The 17,747-nt window shown below is 67.5% G+C and carries 15 protein-coding genes; 10 read left to right on the top strand and 5 right to left on the bottom strand.

The annotated features are described in order from the left end of the window. Positions 1 to 73: 73 nt before the first annotated feature. Positions 74 to 544: an RDD family protein gene (locus FCE95_RS16680; RefSeq protein WP_137268158.1), complete on the bottom strand. Its 471-nt coding sequence runs from the start codon at positions 542 to 544 to the stop codon at positions 74 to 76. 47 nt (positions 545 to 591) lie between these two features. Between FCE95_RS16680 and xerD the strand changes: the two genes are divergently transcribed. The 6 genes from xerD (at position 592) to FCE95_RS16710 (ending at position 9,141) form a co-directional block, all read left to right on the top strand. Further along, positions 592 to 1,545, top strand: a complete 954-nt coding sequence (gene xerD / locus FCE95_RS16685) for a site-specific tyrosine recombinase XerD (protein ID WP_137268159.1) — start codon at positions 592 to 594, stop codon at positions 1,543 to 1,545. 148 nt (positions 1,546 to 1,693) lie between these two features. After that, positions 1,694 to 2,521, top strand: coding sequence for a DsbC family protein (locus FCE95_RS16690; protein ID WP_137268160.1), 828 nt, complete (start codon positions 1,694 to 1,696; stop codon positions 2,519 to 2,521). Positions 2,522 to 2,545: 24 nt separating this feature from the next. Then, entirely contained in the window at positions 2,546 to 2,977 is a 432-nt protein-coding gene (locus tag FCE95_RS16695) for a nuclear transport factor 2 family protein (protein ID WP_137268161.1), read from the top strand. Between the two features lie 79 nt (positions 2,978 to 3,056). Next, positions 3,057 to 7,064: a phosphoribosylformylglycinamidine synthase gene (purL, locus tag FCE95_RS16700; RefSeq protein ID WP_137268162.1), complete on the top strand. Its 4,008-nt coding sequence runs from the start codon at positions 3,057 to 3,059 to the stop codon at positions 7,062 to 7,064. Positions 7,065 to 7,417: 353 nt separating this feature from the next. Beyond that, on the top strand, positions 7,418 to 8,290 hold the full coding sequence (locus tag FCE95_RS16705) for a glycosyltransferase family 2 protein (RefSeq protein WP_137268163.1): 873 nt from the start codon (positions 7,418 to 7,420) through the stop codon (positions 8,288 to 8,290). Continuing rightward, positions 8,287 to 9,141 carry a glycosyltransferase family 2 protein gene (locus FCE95_RS16710; RefSeq protein WP_137268164.1) on the top strand — a complete coding sequence of 285 codons (855 nt, stop codon included), beginning with the start codon at positions 8,287 to 8,289 and terminating at the stop codon, positions 9,139 to 9,141. The genes FCE95_RS16705 and FCE95_RS16710 overlap by 4 nt, the downstream gene beginning before the upstream one ends. A 132-nt stretch (positions 9,142 to 9,273) precedes the next feature. On the opposite strand, the gene pyrF is transcribed toward FCE95_RS16710, so the two are convergent. From pyrF to lpxO, 4 genes are all read right to left on the bottom strand, one after another. Continuing rightward, positions 9,274 to 10,086: an orotidine-5'-phosphate decarboxylase gene (gene pyrF / locus FCE95_RS16715; protein WP_137268165.1), complete on the bottom strand. Its 813-nt coding sequence runs from the start codon at positions 10,084 to 10,086 to the stop codon at positions 9,274 to 9,276. A 28-nt stretch (positions 10,087 to 10,114) separates the two neighbouring features. Then, on the bottom strand, positions 10,115 to 10,852 hold the full coding sequence (gene map / locus FCE95_RS16720; protein ID WP_137268166.1) for a type I methionyl aminopeptidase: 738 nt from the start codon (positions 10,850 to 10,852) through the stop codon (positions 10,115 to 10,117). A gap of 2 nt (positions 10,853 to 10,854) precedes the next feature. Then, on the bottom strand, positions 10,855 to 12,516 hold the full coding sequence (gene ettA / locus FCE95_RS16725; RefSeq protein WP_137268167.1) for an energy-dependent translational throttle protein EttA: 1,662 nt from the start codon (positions 12,514 to 12,516) through the stop codon (positions 10,855 to 10,857). A gap of 223 nt (positions 12,517 to 12,739) precedes the next feature. Beyond that, a complete protein-coding gene (gene lpxO / locus FCE95_RS16730) occupies positions 12,740 to 13,648 on the bottom strand; it encodes a lipid A hydroxylase LpxO (RefSeq protein WP_137268168.1) in 909 nt (302 codons plus the stop codon). A gap of 149 nt (positions 13,649 to 13,797) precedes the next feature. Between lpxO and glyA the strand changes: the two genes are divergently transcribed. From glyA to FCE95_RS16750, 4 genes are all read left to right on the top strand, one after another. Beyond that, a complete protein-coding gene (gene glyA, locus FCE95_RS16735) occupies positions 13,798 to 15,051 on the top strand; it encodes a serine hydroxymethyltransferase (RefSeq protein WP_137268169.1) in 1,254 nt (417 codons plus the stop codon). 116 nt (positions 15,052 to 15,167) lie between these two features. Beyond that, positions 15,168 to 15,689: a transcriptional regulator NrdR gene (gene nrdR / locus FCE95_RS16740; protein WP_137268170.1), complete on the top strand. Its 522-nt coding sequence runs from the start codon at positions 15,168 to 15,170 to the stop codon at positions 15,687 to 15,689. Positions 15,690 to 15,855: 166 nt separating this feature from the next. Beyond that, entirely contained in the window at positions 15,856 to 16,956 is a 1,101-nt protein-coding gene (ribD, locus tag FCE95_RS16745) for a bifunctional diaminohydroxyphosphoribosylaminopyrimidine deaminase/5-amino-6-(5-phosphoribosylamino)uracil reductase RibD (RefSeq protein WP_137268171.1), read from the top strand. Continuing rightward, positions 16,953 to 17,702, top strand: a complete 750-nt coding sequence (locus FCE95_RS16750; RefSeq protein WP_189644816.1) for a class I SAM-dependent methyltransferase — start codon at positions 16,953 to 16,955, stop codon at positions 17,700 to 17,702. The genes ribD and FCE95_RS16750 overlap by 4 nt, the downstream gene beginning before the upstream one ends. The last annotated feature ends 45 nt before the right edge of the window (positions 17,703 to 17,747 follow it).

The following is a 17,747-nucleotide window of genomic DNA, read 5'->3' on the forward strand; positions in this document are numbered from 1 at the left end:
CTCGACTGCTTTTTGATTTTCTCTCGGCATTGAAAATAAGAGCAGTCGAGCCGGCTCGACTCTACGAAGCGAGTCAGCGCTTAGGTTCGCGGATCAGCCGAGTGCCGCTGGCGCGGTCGTGCCAGGTCAAGCGGCCGCGATCGATCCAAGCCCACCAGAAGCCCAATCCGCCGAGCAGCAGCGACAAGGTCGCGACCGCGTAGCGCAACCACAACGCACGCCAAGCGGGGCGCCCGCCATCGGCCGTCGTCAGGCGCAATCGCCACGGCCGCATGCCCAAGGTCTGTCCGCCGCGGCGCCAGCTGACGGTCGCGTAAGCGCCGGTCAGCAGCCAGCACACGATCCACAATTCGATCTGCAGCGCGCTGAGCGGCGCGATGTTCTGCCGCGGCGCATGCCCGGCCACGGTGTAGCCGACGGTGAAGACGAGCGAGGCGAGCATCCACAGCGCCAGCGCCGGCCAGAAATCGTAGAGCAGGGCGAGCAGGCGCCAGCCGATCAGCGCGCGCGGTTTCGGCGGAAGGGGCGAATCGCGGGTTTCCATAGCCCGCCAGCATAGCCGGGCGCGGCGCGCATCGCTAAGCTGCCGGCATGGTTTCCCGCACGCCCGCCGACCGGCGCCGATCGGTCAACGCATTGCCGCCGGTGCCGGATGCGGACGACGCGGCGATCGCCGCCTTCATCGACGCGACCTGGGCCGAAAGCGGCTTGGCGCGCAGCTCGCTCGACAGCTATCGGCGCGATTTGGAAGGCTTCGCGCGCTGGCGCGAAGGCCGCGGCGGCGGTTTGGCCGGCGCCGACCGCGCCGCGTTGTTCGAATATCTGGCCTGGCGTTCGCGCGAAGGCTATTCGGCGCGCAGCAACGCGCGTTTGCTGTCGTCGTTGCGCGCTTTCTTCGCTTATCGATTGCGCCGCGGCGACCGCGGCGACGATCCGACCGCGCTGCTGGATCCGCCCAAGCTGCCGCGATCGCTGCCCAAGGCCTTGGCCGAAAGCCAGATCGACGCGCTGCTGGCCGCGCCGGACGTCGATTCGCCGCTGGGCCTGCGCGACCGCGCCATGCTCGAGCTGATGTACGCCTGCGGCCTGCGCGTGAGCGAGCTGGTCGGCTTGCCCGCGACCGCGCTGAACTTGCGCCAGGGCGTGCTGCGGGTGATGGGCAAAGGCAGCAAGGAACGCCTGGTGCCGCTGGGCGAGGAGGCGCAGCACTGGCTTGAGCGCTATCTCGCGCAATCGCGGCCCGTATTAGCGGGCAAGCGCAGCGTCGCTGCCCTGTTCGTCGGCAGCGGCGGCGAGCCGCCTTCGCGGCAGCAGTTCTGGCAGTTGGTCAAGCGTTACGCCGGCGCGGCCGGGATCGATCCGGCCAAGATCAGCCCGCACGGCTTGCGCCACAGTTTCGCAACGCACCTGCTCAACCGCGGCGCCGATCTGCGCGCGCTGCAGATGCTGCTGGGCCATAGTTCGCTGTCGACGACGCAGATCTATACCTTGGTGGCCCGCGAACACCTGAAACAGCTTCACGCCAAACATCACCCGCGCGGCTGACCGCTTTTTGTAGAGTCGAGCAGGCTCGACTCTACGGCCCGCAAGGCCGAAACCGGGCCCGGAATGCGTGATCCCATCTATGCGAAAATCCCGAACCAACCCCGCCCGCCGCGGTCCAACCCGGCCTCCTGAACGGAAAATCCTCACGATGAAGCGTTTCACCGCCGCCGCGCTGCTGGGTGCGATCAGTGTGTCCGCTTGCGCGCAATCGCAGGCCCCGGCGCCCGCCGCCGGCAAACCCGTGACGGCCGCCGCCGCCGCGCCGGCCGGCACGGCGCCCAAGGTCGCGCCGGGTTCGGCCGACGCGCGCGCGATCGCCGCGATCCGCGCGCTAAACCAGCAGGTGCCCATCGACAAGATCGGCGCCGCGCCGATGTCCGGTTTCCGCGAAGCCATCGTCGGCGGCAAGACCTTGTTCATCACCGACGACGGCAAGTACATGATCCAAGGCTCCCTGTACGACATGCAGGCCAAGAAGGATCTCAGCGAGGCCAGCGTGTCGGCGCTGCGCAAGGAACTGCTGAAGCAGGTGCCGGTGCGCGACCGCATCGTGTTCGCGCCGGCCAACCCGAAGTACACGTTGAGCGTGTTCACCGACGTCGAGTGCGGCTATTGCCGCAAGATGCACAGCGAGATCGCCGAGTACAACCGGGAGGGCATCGAAATCCAGTACCTCGCGTTCCCGCGCATGGGCCTGGGCACCGACGACCACAAGAAGATGATCGCGGTGTGGTGCTCGGCCGACCGCAAGCAAGCGCTGACCGCCGCGAAGTCGGGCAAGGCGCTGCCGATGAAGAACTGCACGAATCCGGTATCGATGGAATACGACATCGGCCAGCGCGCCGGCCTCACCGGCACGCCGATGATCATCACCGCCGACGGCGAGCAGGTGCCCGGTTACATGCCGCCGAAGGAACTGAAAGCCTATCTGGACGGACTGGCCAAGCCCGAAGCGAAAACCGCGGCCAAGAGCTGATCCAAGAATTTGGAGCATCGCGGCATGAAACGCATCGCGTTATCGACCGCGGTCGGCTTGGTTTTCGCAGCGCCGGCGATGGCGAGCGACGTGGACGCCGGCATCGCGGCCGCGATCAAGACCTACGACGAGACTTGGGATCGAAAGGATCTGGCCGGGCTGGAAGCGGTGCTGGCGCCGGAGTACGTGTACTTCAGCTCCAAGGGCGGCGTGCTGTCGCGCCAACAATGGTTGGACCGGTTGTCCAACGCCACCTACCGGCTCGATTCGACCGAGCGCGGCGAGATGGACGCCCACGTCAGCGGCACGGCGGCCGTGGTCGGCACGCGCTGGAAGGGCCACGGTACGTCCAAAGGCAAACCTTTCCGCGACGATCAGCGTTGCAGCATGGCGCTGACCAAAGCCAGCGGCGAATGGAAAGTCCTGTCGGAGCATTGCACGCAGATCGTGCCCTGATCGCCGCTTTTCCGGTTCCGGCGGACAGGCCGCCGCCGGCCCGGCTACAATAGGCGCCCGTTCCTCGATCTATCCGGACATGATCGTCCTCGAGGGCCTGCCGGCCCTGTCGCCGTTCCGTCGCGAGCGGCTAGAAGCCCGCCTGCAAGCCCTCGTTCCCACCGTCCGCCTCGTCGGCGCTTGGCACGTCTACTGGATCGAGCCCGAAAGCGGCGTCGCGCCGGACCCGGCCGCGTTGCGCCGGATCCTGCAAGCCGAACCGCAAGCCCAGCCGCTTTCGAGCGGCGCCGTTTCGCGCTTCGTGCTGCCGCGGCTGGGCACCATCTCGCCCTGGGCCAGCAAGGCCACCGAATTGCTGCGCGGCGCCGGCTTGCCGGTGCGCCGGGTCGAACGCGGCACGCGGATCGACCTGGGCGGCTGGCCTCAGGACGCAGCGGCGCAAGCGGCGCTGTCCAAGCTTTTGCACGATCCGATGACCCAATCGCTGCTCGCCGACCGCGACGCGGCCGCCGCGCTGTTCGTGGCGCCGCCGCGCGGCGCGCTGGAGCGCATTCCGCTCGCCGACTTGGCCTCGGCCAACGCGCGCCTGGGCTTGGCCCTGGCCGAGGACGAAATCGACTATCTGCGCGAACGCTACGCCGAACTCGGCCGCGATCCGTCCGACGTCGAGCTGATGATGTTCGCGCAGGCCAATTCCGAGCATTGCCGGCACAAGATCTTCAACGCCAGTTGGGCCATCGACGGCCGCGAACAGCCCATGTCGCTGTTCAAGATGATCAAGCACACCCACGCGCAAACGCCGGAGTACACGCTGTCGGCGTACAGCGACAACGCCGCGGTGGTGGAAGGCTATCCCGCGCGGCGTTTCCGGCCGCACGGCGCGAACGGCGAATACCGCGCCGAAAGCGAAACGCCCAGCGCGTTCTGCATCAAGGTCGAAACCCACAACCACCCGACCGCGATCGCGCCGTTCCCCGGCGCCAGCACCGGCGCCGGCGGCGAAATCCGCGACGAAGGCGCCACCGGACGCGGCGGCAAGCCCAAGGCCGGCTTGTGCGGCTTCAGCGTTTCGCACCTGCGCATTCCCGGATTGCCGCAGCCGTGGGAATCCGAGCGCGCGCTCAATCCGCGCATGGCTCCGGCCCTGGAAATCATGACCGACGGCCCGATCGGCGCCGCCGCGTTCAACAACGAATTCGGCCGGCCCAACTTGGCCGGCTATTTCCGCAGTTTCGAGTTGCGCGAAACCCATGGCGCCGTGCGCGCCTACGACAAGCCGATCATGCTCGCCGGCGGTTTGGGCGCAGTCGACCGGCCGCTGGTCGCGAAGAAAAAACTTTCGCCCGGCGACGCGGTGATCGTGCTCGGCGGCCCGGCCATGCTGATCGGCCTGGGCGGCGGCGCGGCGAGTTCGGTGGCATCGGGCGAGAGCGCAGAGGATTTGGATTTCGCATCCGTGCAGCGCGACAACCCGGAGATGGAGCGGCGTTGCCAGGAAGTGATCGACGCTTGCGTCGCGCTGGCCGAACGCAACCCGATCCTGTCGGTGCACGACGTCGGCGCCGGCGGTTTGTCGAACGCGATTCCCGAGCTGCTGCACGACTCCGGCGTCGGCGGCGTTATCGATTTGGGCAAGGTGCCCAGCGACGATCCTTCGCTGTCGCCGATGCAGCTGTGGTGCAACGAATCGCAGGAACGCTACGTGCTCGGCGTTCCGCAGGACCGGATCGCGGATTTCGAAGCCTTGTGCGCGCGCGAACGCTGCCCGTTCGCGGTGGTCGGCACGGCGACGGCGGAAGAGCGGCTGGTGGTCGGCTATGGCGTTTCCCTTCTTCCCTCGGGAGAAGGTGCCCGAAGGGCGGATGAGGGTTCGGAGCACGACGCGAATTCGGACGGCGTCGTTGCGCCGAACTTTCGCCCCAACCTCTCTTTCGATGGGAGAGGGCCTTCAAACCGCGAACTGCCCATCGATCTTCCGATGGACGTGCTGTTCGGCAAGCCGCCGAAGATGCATCGCGATACGCAGCGGCCGAATGCCGTGCGCTGGCCGGAACTCGACAGCGACGATCTCGGCGCCGACATCGGCCAGGTGCTGCGCGAAGCCGGTTTGCGCGTGCTGGCGCATCCGACCGTCGCCGCGAAGAACTTCCTGGTCAGCATCGGCGACCGCAGCGTCGGCGGCTTGACCGCGCGCGACCAGATGGTCGGTCCGTGGCAGCTGCCGGTGGCCGATTGCGCCATCACGCTGTCCGGTTTCGAAGGCGGCGCCGGCGAAGCGATGGCGGTCGGCGAACGCACGCCGCTCGCGCTGCTGGATGCGGCGGCGTCGGCGCGGATGGCGGTCGGCGAGGCGATCACCAATCTTTGCGCCGCGCCGATCGAAAGCCTGGAGCGCGTCAAGCTGTCGGCGAACTGGATGGCGGCGGCCGGGCATCCCGGCGAGGACGCGAAGCTGTTCGACGCGGTGAAAGCGGTCGGCATGGAACTGTGTCCGGCGCTCGACCTCAGCATTCCGGTCGGCAAGGATTCGCTGTCGATGCAGGCGCAGTGGTCGCAGGACGGCCAGGCGCACAAATCGGTGTCGCCGGTGTCCTTGATCGTCACCGCGTTCGCGCCGGTCGCCGACGCGCGCGCGCAGCTGACGCCGCTGCTGTCGCGCGCGGCCGACACCGAGCTGTGGCTGATCGGCCTGGGCGCGGGCAAGCAGCGCCTGGGCGGTTCGATCCTGGCGCAATGCTACGAACGCTTCGGCGGCGATTGCCCCGACCTCGACAGCCCGGAACGGCTGCGCGGTTTCTTCGAATTGATCCGCGATGCGCGCGAAGCCGGCCTTTTGCTGGCCTACCACGACCGTTCCGACGGCGGCGCTTTCGCGGCGCTGTGCGAGATGGCGTTCTGCTCGCACCTGGGCTTGGACATCCTGCTCGACGGCTGGGGCGACGGCCGCACCGACGACGTGTTCCGCACGCTGTTCAACGAAGAACTCGGCGCGGTCGTGCAGATTTCCGCCGAGGATCGCGCCGAATTCGCCGATCTGGTCGCACGCCACGGCCTGGTGGAATGCGCGCAGCGCATCGCCCGGCCGAGCACGGCGCCGGCGATCCGGGTCAGCGAAGAAGGCGCAACGCTGGCGGAATGGCGCTGGGACGCCTTGTTCGACGCCTGGTGGTCGGTGACGCATGCGATGCAGAAGCTGCGCGACGATCCGGCCTGCGCCGACGAGGAACGCGAGGCCGCGCGCGCGTTCGCCGCGCCAGGTTTGCAGCCGAAGCTGATGTTCGATCCTGCGCAGGACATCGCCGCGCCTTTTGTTTCCACCGGCGCCAAGCTCAAGGTGGCGATCCTGCGCGAGCAGGGCGTCAACGGCCAGATCGAAATGGCCTCGGCGTTCGCCAAAGCCGGCTTCGTCGCCTACGACGTGCATATGAGCGATCTGATCGCCGGTCGCGTGAAGCTGGAGGATTTCCGCGGCATCGCCGCTTGCGGCGGCTTCAGCTACGGCGACGTGCTGGGCGCGGGCCGCGGCTGGGCCACTTCGATCCTCGAGCGCAATGCGCTGCGCGATGCGTTCGCCGCGTTCTTCGCGCGCGGCGATACGTTCTCGCTGGGCGTGTGCAACGGCTGCCAGATGCTGGCGCAGTTGAAGGACATCATTCCCGGCGCCGCGCATTGGCCGCAGTTCCTGCGCAACCGCAGCGAGCAGTTCGAAGGCCGCTTGAGCCTGGTCGAAGTGCCCGAATCGGCGTCGCTGTTCTTCCGCGGCATGGGCGGTTCGCGCATTCCGATCGTGGTGTCGCACGGCGAAGGCCGCGCTTCGTTCGCGAGCGCGACCGACCAAGCCGCGGCGGCGGTGGCGCTGCGCTACATCGAAGGCGATGGCCGTGCCGCGTCCGCGTATCCGGCCAATCCCAATGGCTCGCCGGACGGCATCGCCGGCCTGTGCAGCGACGACGGCCGCGCGACCATCCTGATGCCGCATCCCGAACGCACGCCGCGCAGCGTCAATCTGAGTTGGCATCCGCAGGATTGGCCGGACGAATCGCCGTGGGTGCGGATGTTCCGCAATGCGCGGGTTTGGGTGGGATGACTGCTTCTTCCTCTCCCCTTGCGGGCCGGGGCGCGCAGCGGGATGCCCGAAGGACAGGAGCGGGGTGCGCGAGCGTAGCGAAGCGTGCTTTTGCTGTTGTCTGTAGCGGCCCGCCAAAAGCCGAACCCTCTCCCTGGCGCTTCGCGCCTGTCCCACCCCGGCCCTCGCTTACGCGAGGGCGTTCAGGGGCATGCGAATCAGTGATTCGCAAGCAATGCCCCTTCACCCCGTAAAAGGGAGAGGGTTCAAGCAGCGGACGAATGCCAGCAAACTGCTAAAGTCCGCCCAGCTTCCAACGACGAGATCGCGGTTGCCAGCCCCACGTCTTCCCCGCGACAGCGAGCCTTTCGACCATGGCGGCTGATCCCGCCCTGCCGATCGTGCTGCTTCCGGTCGGCACCGACGACGATGCGCTCGATCGTTGCCTGGGCGCGCTCGACGCGGGCACGCCCAAAGGCACGCGGGTCTGGCTCGCCGACGACGCGCAAGCGGGGCCGCGCGGGTTGGCGATCATCGAACGCTGGCTGCAGCGCACGCCGCTCGCCGCCGACTACACGCGGCGTCAGCGTATAGTCGGCGAGACCGCGCATCTCGACGAAGCTTTGAAGGCCTGCGGCGATGCCGACGTGGCCGTGCTCGCGCCCGATGCGATGCCGGCGCCGGGTTGGCTGCAGCAGCTCGCCGCTTGCCTGGCGCGCGACGCCGCCATCGCGACCGCGACGCCGTGGTGCAACGCCGGCGAATCCGCGTCCTGGCCGCGTTGCGGCGAGATCGCGCCGATGCCGGAAGATCCCGAACGCCTCGCGCGCGCGGCTTCGGCGCTGCCGCCGCTGCATCCCGAATTGCCCGCGGCGGTCGGCCACGCCGTGCTGCTGCGCGGCAGCGCGCGCCGCCGCGCCGGCGGTTTGGACGCGAGCAGCTACGGTTCCTGGTACGCGGCCTTGGTGGATCTGTCGCTGCGCTTGTCGGGCTTGGGTTGGCGCAACGCGTTGTGCGAAACGGCCTACGTCGCGCGCGGCGGCGAAGGCGGTCCTTACGAAGGCGACATGGAAGCGCTGGCCGCGCGCTGGCCGGATTGGCATGCGCGCATCGCCCACTTCCTGATGGCGGATCCGCTGCGCGAGATGCGCGAACGTTTGGCGCAGAATTATGCCGAAGTCGATCTGCCGCAATCGCAGCGCGAGCTGTTCCCGCGCGCGGCCAAGAAGCCGGAGAGGCCCGCATGAACGGCGAAGCGGGCATCGCCGCGGTCGTCGTCTGCTATCAGAGCGCGGCGACCATCGACGAATGCTTGTCGCGCCTGCGCGCGGCCGAAGGCGTCGCCCAGATCCGCGCGGTCGACAACGGATCCACGGACGGCACGATGGACATCGTGCAGCGGCACGCCGCGAACGATCCGCGCCTGCGTTTCGTCGCCAATCCGGACAATCCCGGCTTCGCGGTGGCCTGCAACCAGGGTGCGCGCGACAGCGACGCGCCGTGGCTGGCCTTCGTCAATCCCGATTGTTTGCTGGAAGCCGATGCGCTCGCGCGTTTGCAGCGGCATTCGCAACGTTTGAGCCGCGAATGCCTGCTGGGCGCCGATCTGGTCGACGAGGCGGGCGCGCGCGACGCCGCCGCGCGCCGGCGCGATCCCGATTTCGGCGCGATGCTCGGTTCCCGTTCGGCGCGTTCGTTGGACGTGCCCGCCGACGATCTGCAAGCGCTGCAGCCCGTCGACGCGGTGTCCGGCGCGCTGATGCTGATGCCGCGCGGCTTATTCGAGCGGATCGGCGGCTTCGACGAGGGTTATCGCTTGCACGCAGAGGATCTCGATCTCTGTCGCCGCGCGCGCGAAGCCGGCGCGGCGATCGCGGTCGCCAACGACGTGCGGGTGGTGCACGTGCGCGGCGTGTCCAGCCGCTCGCGGCCGGTGTTCGTCGAATGGCACAAGCATCGCGGCTTGTGGCGCTATTTCCGTAAATTCGAGGCTAGCCGGCGCGGGTGGTTCACGCGTCTGGGCGTGTTCGCTGCGATTTGGGGACGTTTTCCGCTCGCCGCACTGCGTGCAGTCGCACGGTCCTCGCAAAAAGATTGAAGTTGCAGTTCTTAGGGGGATTGAGGGGGATTTGCTTTTGCTCTTGCTTGAATGAAACAACAAAGTCAAAAGCAAAATCCCCCATCGGCCTTCGGCCGATTCGCCCCCTTTTCAAAGGGGGCATAGCGGAGGTCATCGATAGCGGTTGATCTCGTCGCGCAACGTCTTCGCGGCGGCAGCGGCGGCTTGCGCATAATCGCCGCCGTTCGATGCATACAAGATCGCGCGCGACGAACTGACGATCAAACCCGTGCCGTCCGCCGTCTTCGCGTTCTTCACCACCGCTTCGACATCGCCGCCTTGCGCGCCGACGCCCGGCACCAGGAACGGCACGTCGCCGACGATCTCCCGCACTTCGCGCAATTGCTCCGGCCAGGTCGCGCCGACCACCAGCGCGCAGTTGCCGTTGCCGTTCCACTCGCGCGCGACTTTTTCGGCGACGCGCTGGTACAGCGGCTTACCGTCGACGAGCAGGTCCTGCAGATCGCCGGCGCCCGGATTCGAAGTGCGGCACAGGATCACCACGCCTTTGTCGGCGCGGTCCAGGAATGGTTGCACCGAGTCCTTGCCCAAATACGGATTCGCCGTCACCGCATCCGCGCCGTAGCGGTCGAAGGCCTCGGCCGCGTACTGCTGCGCGGTGCTGCCGATGTCGCCGCGCTTGGCGTCCAGGATCACCGGGATGCCGGGATGCGCGGCGTGGATGTGCGCGATCAGCCGCTGCAGCGCGTCTTCCGCGCCGTGCGCGGCGAAGTGGGCGATCTGCGGCTTGAAGCAGCAGACGTACTCGGCCGCGGCGTCGGCGATGTCGCGGCAGAAGGCGAAGATGGCGTCGGGATCGCTGGCGAACTTCGCCGGGAATTTGCCGGGCTCAGGATCCAGGCCGACGCAGACTAGGCTGCCGCTGTTCGCCCAACGTTTCCGCAAATCCGCGATGAAGGCCATCCGCAATCTCCCCCGGCCCCCGCCGGCATCAGGTGACGATGATCGGTTCGCCGCGGGTGACGACGACCGTGTGTTCGAATTGCGCGGCGACGCCGCGAGGGCAGACCATCGACCAGCCGTCGGCGGCTTCGCGGGTCTGGCTGCAATGGGTAGCGAGGAACGGTTCGACGGTGATCACCATGCCGTCGTGCAAACGGCGCGTGTCGCGCGGGTCGTAGTGGCCGGGAATGGTGCCCGGCGCTTCGTGCAGCGCGCGGCCGACACCGTGGCTGCCGAGATTGCGGATCACCCGGAAGCCGCGCTTCGCAGCGACGGCTTCGACCGTGCGGCCGATGCCGTTGATCAAATCGCCCGCGCGCAATTGCGCGATCGCCGCGTCGCGCGCTTCGAGCGTCGCATCCAGCAGGCGCCGCTGCGCCGGGTTGGCGCCGCCGACCACGAAGCTCGCGCCGGTATCGGCGAAATAGCCGTCCAGTTCGGCGGAGACGTCGATGTTGACCAGATCGCCGTCGCGCAAGACGGTGTCGTCGGGAATGCCGTGCGCGGCGACCGCGTTGACGCTGATGCAGGTGGCGCCGGGAAAGCCGTAAGTCAGTTCGGGCGCCGAACGCGCGCCGGCTTTGCGCATCAGCTCGGCGCCGTGCGCGTCGAGATCGCGCGACACCGCGCCGGCGACCGCTCGTTCGCGCATCGCCGCGAGGACGCCGGACACCAGCGCGCCCGCGCGGCGCAGGCCGTCGAGTTCGTGCGGGTGCCGGATGGTCATGCTTACTTGAGCGCCTTGAACCGCAACCGGTGCGGCTGCGCGCCTTCCTCGCCCATGCGCCGCTTCTTGTCTTCCTCGTACTCGCGGTAATTGCCCTGGAAGAACTCCACGTGCGAATCGCCTTCGAAGGCGAGGATGTGCGTGGCGATGCGGTCCAGGAACCAGCGGTCGTGCGAGATCACGAAGGTGTTGCCCGGGAACTCGAGCAGCGCGTCTTCCAGCGCGCGCAGGGTCTCGATGTCCAGGTCGTTCGACGGTTCGTCGAGCAGCAGCACGTTGCCGCCCTGCAGCAGGGTCTTGGCCAGGTGCAGGCGGCCGCGTTCGCCGCCCGACAGCGTGCCGACCAGCTTCTGCTGGTCCTGGCCCTTGAAGTTGAAGCGGCCGATGTAGGCGCGCGACTGGATCTCCACGCCGTTGATGTTGAGGATGTCGGCGCCGCCGGAGACTTCCTGGAATACGTTGTGGTTGCCTTCCAGCTTCTCGCGGCTCTGGTCGACGTAGGCGATGTTGACGGTCGGGCCTTTGACGATCTCGCCCTTGTCCGGCTTTTCCTGGCCGGTGATCATCTTGAACAGGGTCGATTTACCGGCGCCGTTCGGGCCGATGATGCCGACGATCGCGCCCGGCGGCACGATGAAGCTCAGGTCGTCGATCAGCAGCCGGTCGCCGAAGGATTTGGTCACGCCCTTGAACTCCATCACCGAATTGCCCAGGCGCTCGCCCGGCGGAATGAAGATCTCGTTGGTCTCGTTGCGCTTCTGGTAATCGACCGATTGCAGTTCCTCGATCCGCGCCAGGCGCGCCTTGCCCTTGCTGCGGCCGCCCTTGGCGTTGCTGCGCGCCCATTCCAGCTCGCGCGCGATCGCCTTCTGGCGCGCCTTTTCGGAAGACTCCTCTTGCTTCAGACGCTCTTCCTTCTGGATCAGCCATTCGGTGTAGTTGCCCTTCCACGGAATGCCGCGGCCGCGGTCGAGCTCCAGGATCCATTCGGCGGCGTTGTCGAGGAAGTAGCGATCGTGGGTCACCGCCACCACGGTGCCGGTGTAGCGCGCCAGGAACTGTTCCAGCCACTCGACCGATTCGGCGTCCAGGTGGTTGGTCGGTTCGTCGAGCAGCAGCATGTCCGGCTTCTGCAGCAGCAGCTGGCACAAGGCCACGCGGCGCTTCTCGCCGCCGGACAGCTTGCCGATCACCGCGTCCCACGGCGGCAGGCGCAGCGCGTCGGCGGCCACTTCCAGCTGGTTTTCCAGGGTGTGGGCGTCGCCGGCCGCGAGGATCGACTCGAGCCGCTGCTGCTCCGCGGCGAGCTTGTCGAAGTCGGCGCCTTCCTCGGCGTAGGCTTCGTAGATCTTGTCCAGCGCGGCCTGCGCCTGCAGCACTTCGCCGACGCCTTGCTCGACCGCTTCGCGCACGGTCTGGTTCGGATCCAGCAACGGCTCCTGCGCCAGATAGCCGACCTTGATGCCGGGCTGCGGGCGAGCTTCGCCGACGAAATCGGTGTCCACGCCGGCCATGATCTTCAGCACCGTCGACTTGCCCGCGCCGTTCAGGCCGAGCAGGCCGATCTTGGCGCCCGGGAAGAACGACAGCGAGATGTCCTTGATGATCTGGCGCTTCGGCGGCACGACCTTGCTGACGCCGTTCATGGTGTAGATGTATTGCATGGAGAACTCCGGAATCCGGGCGCGCCGAGCCCGGCCGGATGGCCTGGGGCATGAGCGGGCTAGGGGTTAATTATCCCGCAGGCGGGGCCTGCGTTCCAGAGGTAGGGCGGGCTTTAGCCCGCCATTGCCATCGGTCGGACACGACGAACGAAGAGCGGAACTTCGCCCATTGCCTGTCGAATCTGGAGAAATGGCAATGGTGGGCTAAAGCCCACCCTACGCCTCAGATCCAGACGATCAGGGCGACCACGCCGGCCACCAACGCGTACTTCAAGCCGTAATAAAGCGCCTTGTTGCGCTCGCGCAGGGCCTTGGCCTTGAGCCGGAAGGCATAGAAGTACTTGAAGGCGCGGTTGAAACCGCCGGTCTTGTCGCCTTCCATGTTCGGCGAAGCGCCGGCGGCGATCATGTGCTTGGCGATGAAGCGGTTCAGCGCCCGCGCCCAGCCGAACTTCATCGGCCGTTCCACGTCGCAGAACAGGATGATCCGGTTCTCCTCGGTGTCGTTGCGGGCGAAGTGGATGTAGGTCTCGTCGAACATCGTCCACTGGCCGTCGCGCCAGCTGTAGCGCTGGCCGTCGACGCTGATGAAGCATTCGTCGTCGTTCGGCGTTTCCAGGCCCAGGTGCAGGCGCAGCGAACCGGCGTACGGGTCGCGGTGCGGCCGCAGCTCCGAGCCGGGCGGCAGTTCGGTGAACATCGCCGCCTTGATGCTCGGGATCGAGCGCAGCAGGGCGGTGGTATTCGGGCACAGCTCGGCCGCGGACGGGTGGGCGTCGTCGTACCACTTCAAGTAGAAGCGCTTCCAGCCGCGGCGAAAGAAGGAATTGAAGCCGACGTCGTTGTAGCCGGAGGCGGCCTTGATGTGCTGCTGCTCGCGCAAATGGCGGGCTTCCTCGCGGATGTTCTGCCAGTTCGCGCGCAGCGGCTCGAGTTCGGGGAAATGGCGGCCCGGGTCGTCCAGGAAGGGCGTGGTCGGCACCCGCGAGAACGCGTACATCAGCACGTTGATCGGGGCCATGAAGGTGGAATGGTCCAGCAACTGCCGGTTCCAGCGGTGGCGCACGGCGCCGCGGAAGTGCACGTAAAGCGCACTGGCGATGAACAGCAGGACGAGGATCCATTTCAACAAGGCGGTGCTTCCCTGGGGGAGGGGCGGACGGCGGTCCGCGGCATGATCGGTTGCTGGCCGCATTCTAAGCCCTCGGCTACCATGATCGGCACGAAAACCGCGTTACAGCGCCGTTTCCGCCCCCTCCGACCACCCCACCGAGGTCCTCCATGTTCCCCAGCTCCGCCCGCATCGCCGGTTACGACGACGAACTCGCCCAGGCCATCGCCAACGAAGCGCGGCGCCAGGAGGACCATGTCGAGCTGATCGCCTCGGAAAACTACGCCAGCCCGCGCGTGCTCGAAGCGCAGGGCAGCGTGCTCACGAACAAGTACGCCGAAGGGTATCCGGGCAAGCGCTACTACGGCGGCTGCGAATTCGTCGACGTGGCCGAGCAATTGGCCATCGACCGCGTCAAGCAGCTGTTCGGCGCCGATTACGCCAACGTGCAGCCGCATTCCGGCTCGCAGGCCAACCAGGCGGTCTACTTCGCCCTGCTCAATCCGGGCGACAAGATCCTGGGCATGTCGCTGGCGCACGGCGGCCATCTGACCCACGGGGCCAAGGTCAACGCTTCGGGCAAGCTGTTCGACGCCGCGCAGTACGGCGTGAACGATAGCGGCCTGATCGATTACGACGAAGTCGAACGCCTGGCGCTCGAGCACAAGCCGAAGATGGTCGTGGCCGGCTTCTCCGCCTATTCGCAGGTGGTGGACTGGGCGCGTTTCCGCGCCATCGCCGACAAGATCGGCGCATATCTGTTCGTGGACATGGCGCACGTCGCCGGCTTGGTCGCCGCGGGCGTGTACCCGAATCCGCTGCCGCATGCGCATGTCGTCACCTCGACCACGCACAAGACCCTGCGCGGGCCGCGCGGCGGCATCATCGTGGCGAAGGGCGCGGGCGAGGAGATCGAGAAGAAGCTGCAATCCATCGTCTTCCCGGGCATCCAAGGCGGCCCCCTGATGCACGTGATCGCGGCCAAGGCGGTCGCGTTCAAGGAAGCGCTGGAGCCGGAATTCAAGACTTACCAGCAGCAAGTAGTGAAGAACGCGCAGGCCATGGCCGAAACCATCATCCAGCGCGGCTACAAGATCGTCTCCGGCGGCACCCAGAACCATTTGATGCTGGTCGACATGATCGGCAAGGGCATCACCGGCAAGGACGCGGAAGCCGCGCTCGGCCGCGCCCACATCACGGTCAACAAGAACGCGGTGCCGAACGATCCGCAGAAGCCTTTCGTCACCTCGGGCCTGCGCATCGGCACCCCGGCCGTCACCACCCGCGGCTACAAGGAGCCGGATTGCGTGGCGCTGGCGAATTGGCTGTGCGACGTGCTGGACGCGCCCAAGGACGAGAACGTGATCGCCGGAGTGCGCGAGAACGTGACCAAGCAGTGCAAGCAGTATCCGGTTTACGGCTGATCGCAGGCGAACGCCGCCGTGATCCACGGCGGCGGATCGCGCTGCTCGATCTGGGGCGCCCGCAGGGATTCCGGAGGGCAGGGGCGCCCCCAGTGGGAACCGGCTAGAATCCTGCCATGCATTGCCCGTTCTGCCAGCACGTCGACACCCGCGTCATCGACTCGCGCGTCAGCGACGACGGCGCCACGATCCGCCGCCGGCGCGAATGCGAGGCTTGCGGCGAGCGCTTCAGCACGCTGGAAACGGTCGAAATCAAGATGCCGGCGATCATCAAGGGCGACGGCCGGCGCGAGCCTTTCGACGCCAAGAAGCTGCGCCGCGGCTTCGACCGCGCTCTGCACAAGCGCCCGGTGTCCGAAGAGCAGATCGAGGCCGCCGTGCGCGCGGTGGTGCACCAGGCGCGCATGACCACCGAACGCGAATTGCCGTCGCGCCGGGTCGGCGAATTCGTGATGGCCGAGTTGCGCAAATTGGATCACGTCGCCTTCGTGCGTTTCGCGTCGGTGTACCGATCGTTCGAGGACGTGGCCGATTTCCGCGAAGAGCTCGACCGCCTCGAACGCGACTTGCCGGGCGAAGGGCAATTGCCGTTGTTGGCTGCGGATGTGGTGCCGATCGAGAAAGGCAAGAAGCGTTGAGAACGATCTCCTTCTCCCGCCGGGAGAAGGTGGCGCGAAGCGCCGGATGAGGGTTCGGCGGAGTCGCGTTGCTGCATGCGCGATTTAGTCCGAACACTCGTCGCTTCGCCGAACCCTCACCCCAACCCTCTCCCGATGGGAGAGGGGACAAAAAACAAATGCGCGCATGACCGACTTCTCCTCCACCGACCACGCCATGATGGCCCAGGCCCTGCGCCTGGCCGAACGCGCCGCCTACACCACCAAGCCCAATCCCATGGTCGGCTGCGTGATCGCACAGGGCCAAGAAGTGGTCGGCGAGGGCTGGCATCAGCGCAAAGGCGGGCCGCACGCCGAAGTGTTCGCGCTGCAGGCCGCGGGCGAACGCGCGCGCGGCGCGACCGCGTACGTCACGCTCGAGCCCTGCGCGCATACCGGCAGCACCGGGCCTTGCGCCGATGCGCTGATCGCCGCGGGCGTCGCGCGCGTGATCGCGGCGATGGGCGATCCGTTTCCGCAAGTGGACGGCGCCGGCTTCGAAAAATTGCGCGCGGCCGGCATCGCCGTGCACCAAGGCTTGATGGAAGCGCAGGCGCGCAAGCTCAACCGCGGCTTCCTGTCGCGGGTCGAACGCGGCCGCCCTTGGCTGCGGGTCAAGCTCGCCACCAGCATCGACGGCCGCACCGCGATGGCCAACGGCGACTCCAAGTGGATCAGCGGCGACGCGGCGCGCGAGGATGTGCACCGCTGGCGCGCGCGCAGCGGCGCGATCCTGACCGGATCGGGCACGGTGCTCGCCGACGACCCGCAACTGACCGTGCGTTTCGGCGCGCCGACCGAGTTCGTGCCGCCGTTGCGCGTGGTGCTCGACCCCGGATTGGCCACCGTCGCGCGCGGTCGCATCCGCCAAGGCGACGCGCCGACCTTGTACCTGCACGCGCCGGACGCGAAAAAACCGCGCGAATTCGCCGCGCAGCACGCCCCGGTGCCGATCCGCGACGGCCGCTTGGACTTGCACGCGGTGCTCGATCTGTTGGCCGAGCGCCAGATCAACGAAGTGCAGGTCGAGGCCGGGGCCACGCTGGCCGGCGCGTTCATCGCGGCCGGCTTGGTCGACGAGTTGCTGCTGTACGTCGCGCCGGTGTTGTTGGGTGAACGAGCGCGGCCTTTGTTCGAAGGATTGATGATCGACGACATGGCGCACCGCCTGAAGATGCGCATCGTGGAGACGCGCCGCATCGGCGAGGACGTGCGCGTGCTGCTGCAGCCCGACGGCGTCGCGGCGTGAGCTTCCACGACCATTTTTCCGCGGTCGCCGCGCAATACGCGAACGCGCGGCCCGAGTATCCGGCCGCCTTGTTCGAATGGATCGCCGCGGAGTCGGCGGCGCGAGGACGCGTGTGGGAAGCCGGTTGCGGCAGCGGCCAAGCCAGCCGCGACTTGGCGCGCCATTTCGATGCGGTTTACGCCACCGATCCGAGCGCCGCGCAGATCGCGCAAGCCGCCGCGCCGGCGAACGTGAGTTTCGCGGTCGAGCCGGGCGAGCGCTGCGGCCTGGCCGATGCGAGCGTCGACGCCGTTTGCGTGGCGCAGGCGTTGCATTGGTTCGACCGCGACGCGTTCTTCGCCGAATCCGAGCGCGTGCTCAAGCCGGGCGGCTTGCTCGTCGTTTGGGGCTATCAGGACATCGTCGTGCCCGATGCGCTCGCCGCGGTCAACGACGCGTTCCAGGACGACATCCGCGACTACTGGCCGCCGGAGCGCGCGCTGATCGATGCCGCCTACGCCGGTTTCGATTGGCCTTTCGCGCCGGTCGCAACGCCGGTTTTGGAATTGGAGGCGGATTGGCCGCTGGCGCGCATGCTGGGCTATTTCTCCAGCTATTCGGCGACCAAGCGCTATCGCGAAGCCCGCGGCGCCGATCCGGTGGCTGCCTACGCCGACGCGTTCGCCGCGGCCTGGGGCGACGCCGATGCAACGCAGCGTCTGCATTGGCCGCTGTTCGTGCACGCCCGGCGCAAGCCCGCCGGGTGATAGAATGCGCGCGCCGGTTCGCCGGTCTGGCGCCGCCAGCGCTTG

Source organism: Luteimonas gilva, assembly GCF_005239095.1.
GTDB classification, from domain to species: Bacteria; Pseudomonadota; Gammaproteobacteria; order Xanthomonadales; family Xanthomonadaceae; genus Luteimonas_C; species Luteimonas_C gilva.

Coding starts and splice junctions, on each gene's coding strand:
- glyA (WP_137268169.1), top strand. CDS start 13,798: ATGTTCCCCAGCTCCGCCCGCATCGCCGGTTACGACGACGAACTCGCC.
- FCE95_RS16710 (WP_137268164.1), top strand. CDS start 8,287: ATGAACGGCGAAGCGGGCATCGCCGCGGTCGTCGTCTGCTATCAGAGC.
- ettA (WP_137268167.1), bottom strand. CDS start 12,516: ATGCAATACATCTACACCATGAACGGCGTCAGCAAGGTCGTGCCGCCG.
- FCE95_RS16690 (WP_137268160.1), top strand. CDS start 1,694: ATGAAGCGTTTCACCGCCGCCGCGCTGCTGGGTGCGATCAGTGTGTCC.
- pyrF (WP_137268165.1), bottom strand. CDS start 10,086: ATGGCCTTCATCGCGGATTTGCGGAAACGTTGGGCGAACAGCGGCAGC.
- map (WP_137268166.1), bottom strand. CDS start 10,852: ATGACCATCCGGCACCCGCACGAACTCGACGGCCTGCGCCGCGCGGGC.
- nrdR (WP_137268170.1), top strand. CDS start 15,168: ATGCATTGCCCGTTCTGCCAGCACGTCGACACCCGCGTCATCGACTCG.
- ribD (WP_137268171.1), top strand. CDS start 15,856: ATGACCGACTTCTCCTCCACCGACCACGCCATGATGGCCCAGGCCCTG.
- xerD (WP_137268159.1), top strand. CDS start 592: ATGGTTTCCCGCACGCCCGCCGACCGGCGCCGATCGGTCAACGCATTG.
- FCE95_RS16705 (WP_137268163.1), top strand. CDS start 7,418: ATGGCGGCTGATCCCGCCCTGCCGATCGTGCTGCTTCCGGTCGGCACC.
- FCE95_RS16695 (WP_137268161.1), top strand. CDS start 2,546: ATGAAACGCATCGCGTTATCGACCGCGGTCGGCTTGGTTTTCGCAGCG.
- FCE95_RS16680 (WP_137268158.1), bottom strand. CDS start 544: ATGGAAACCCGCGATTCGCCCCTTCCGCCGAAACCGCGCGCGCTGATC.
- purL (WP_137268162.1), top strand. CDS start 3,057: ATGATCGTCCTCGAGGGCCTGCCGGCCCTGTCGCCGTTCCGTCGCGAG.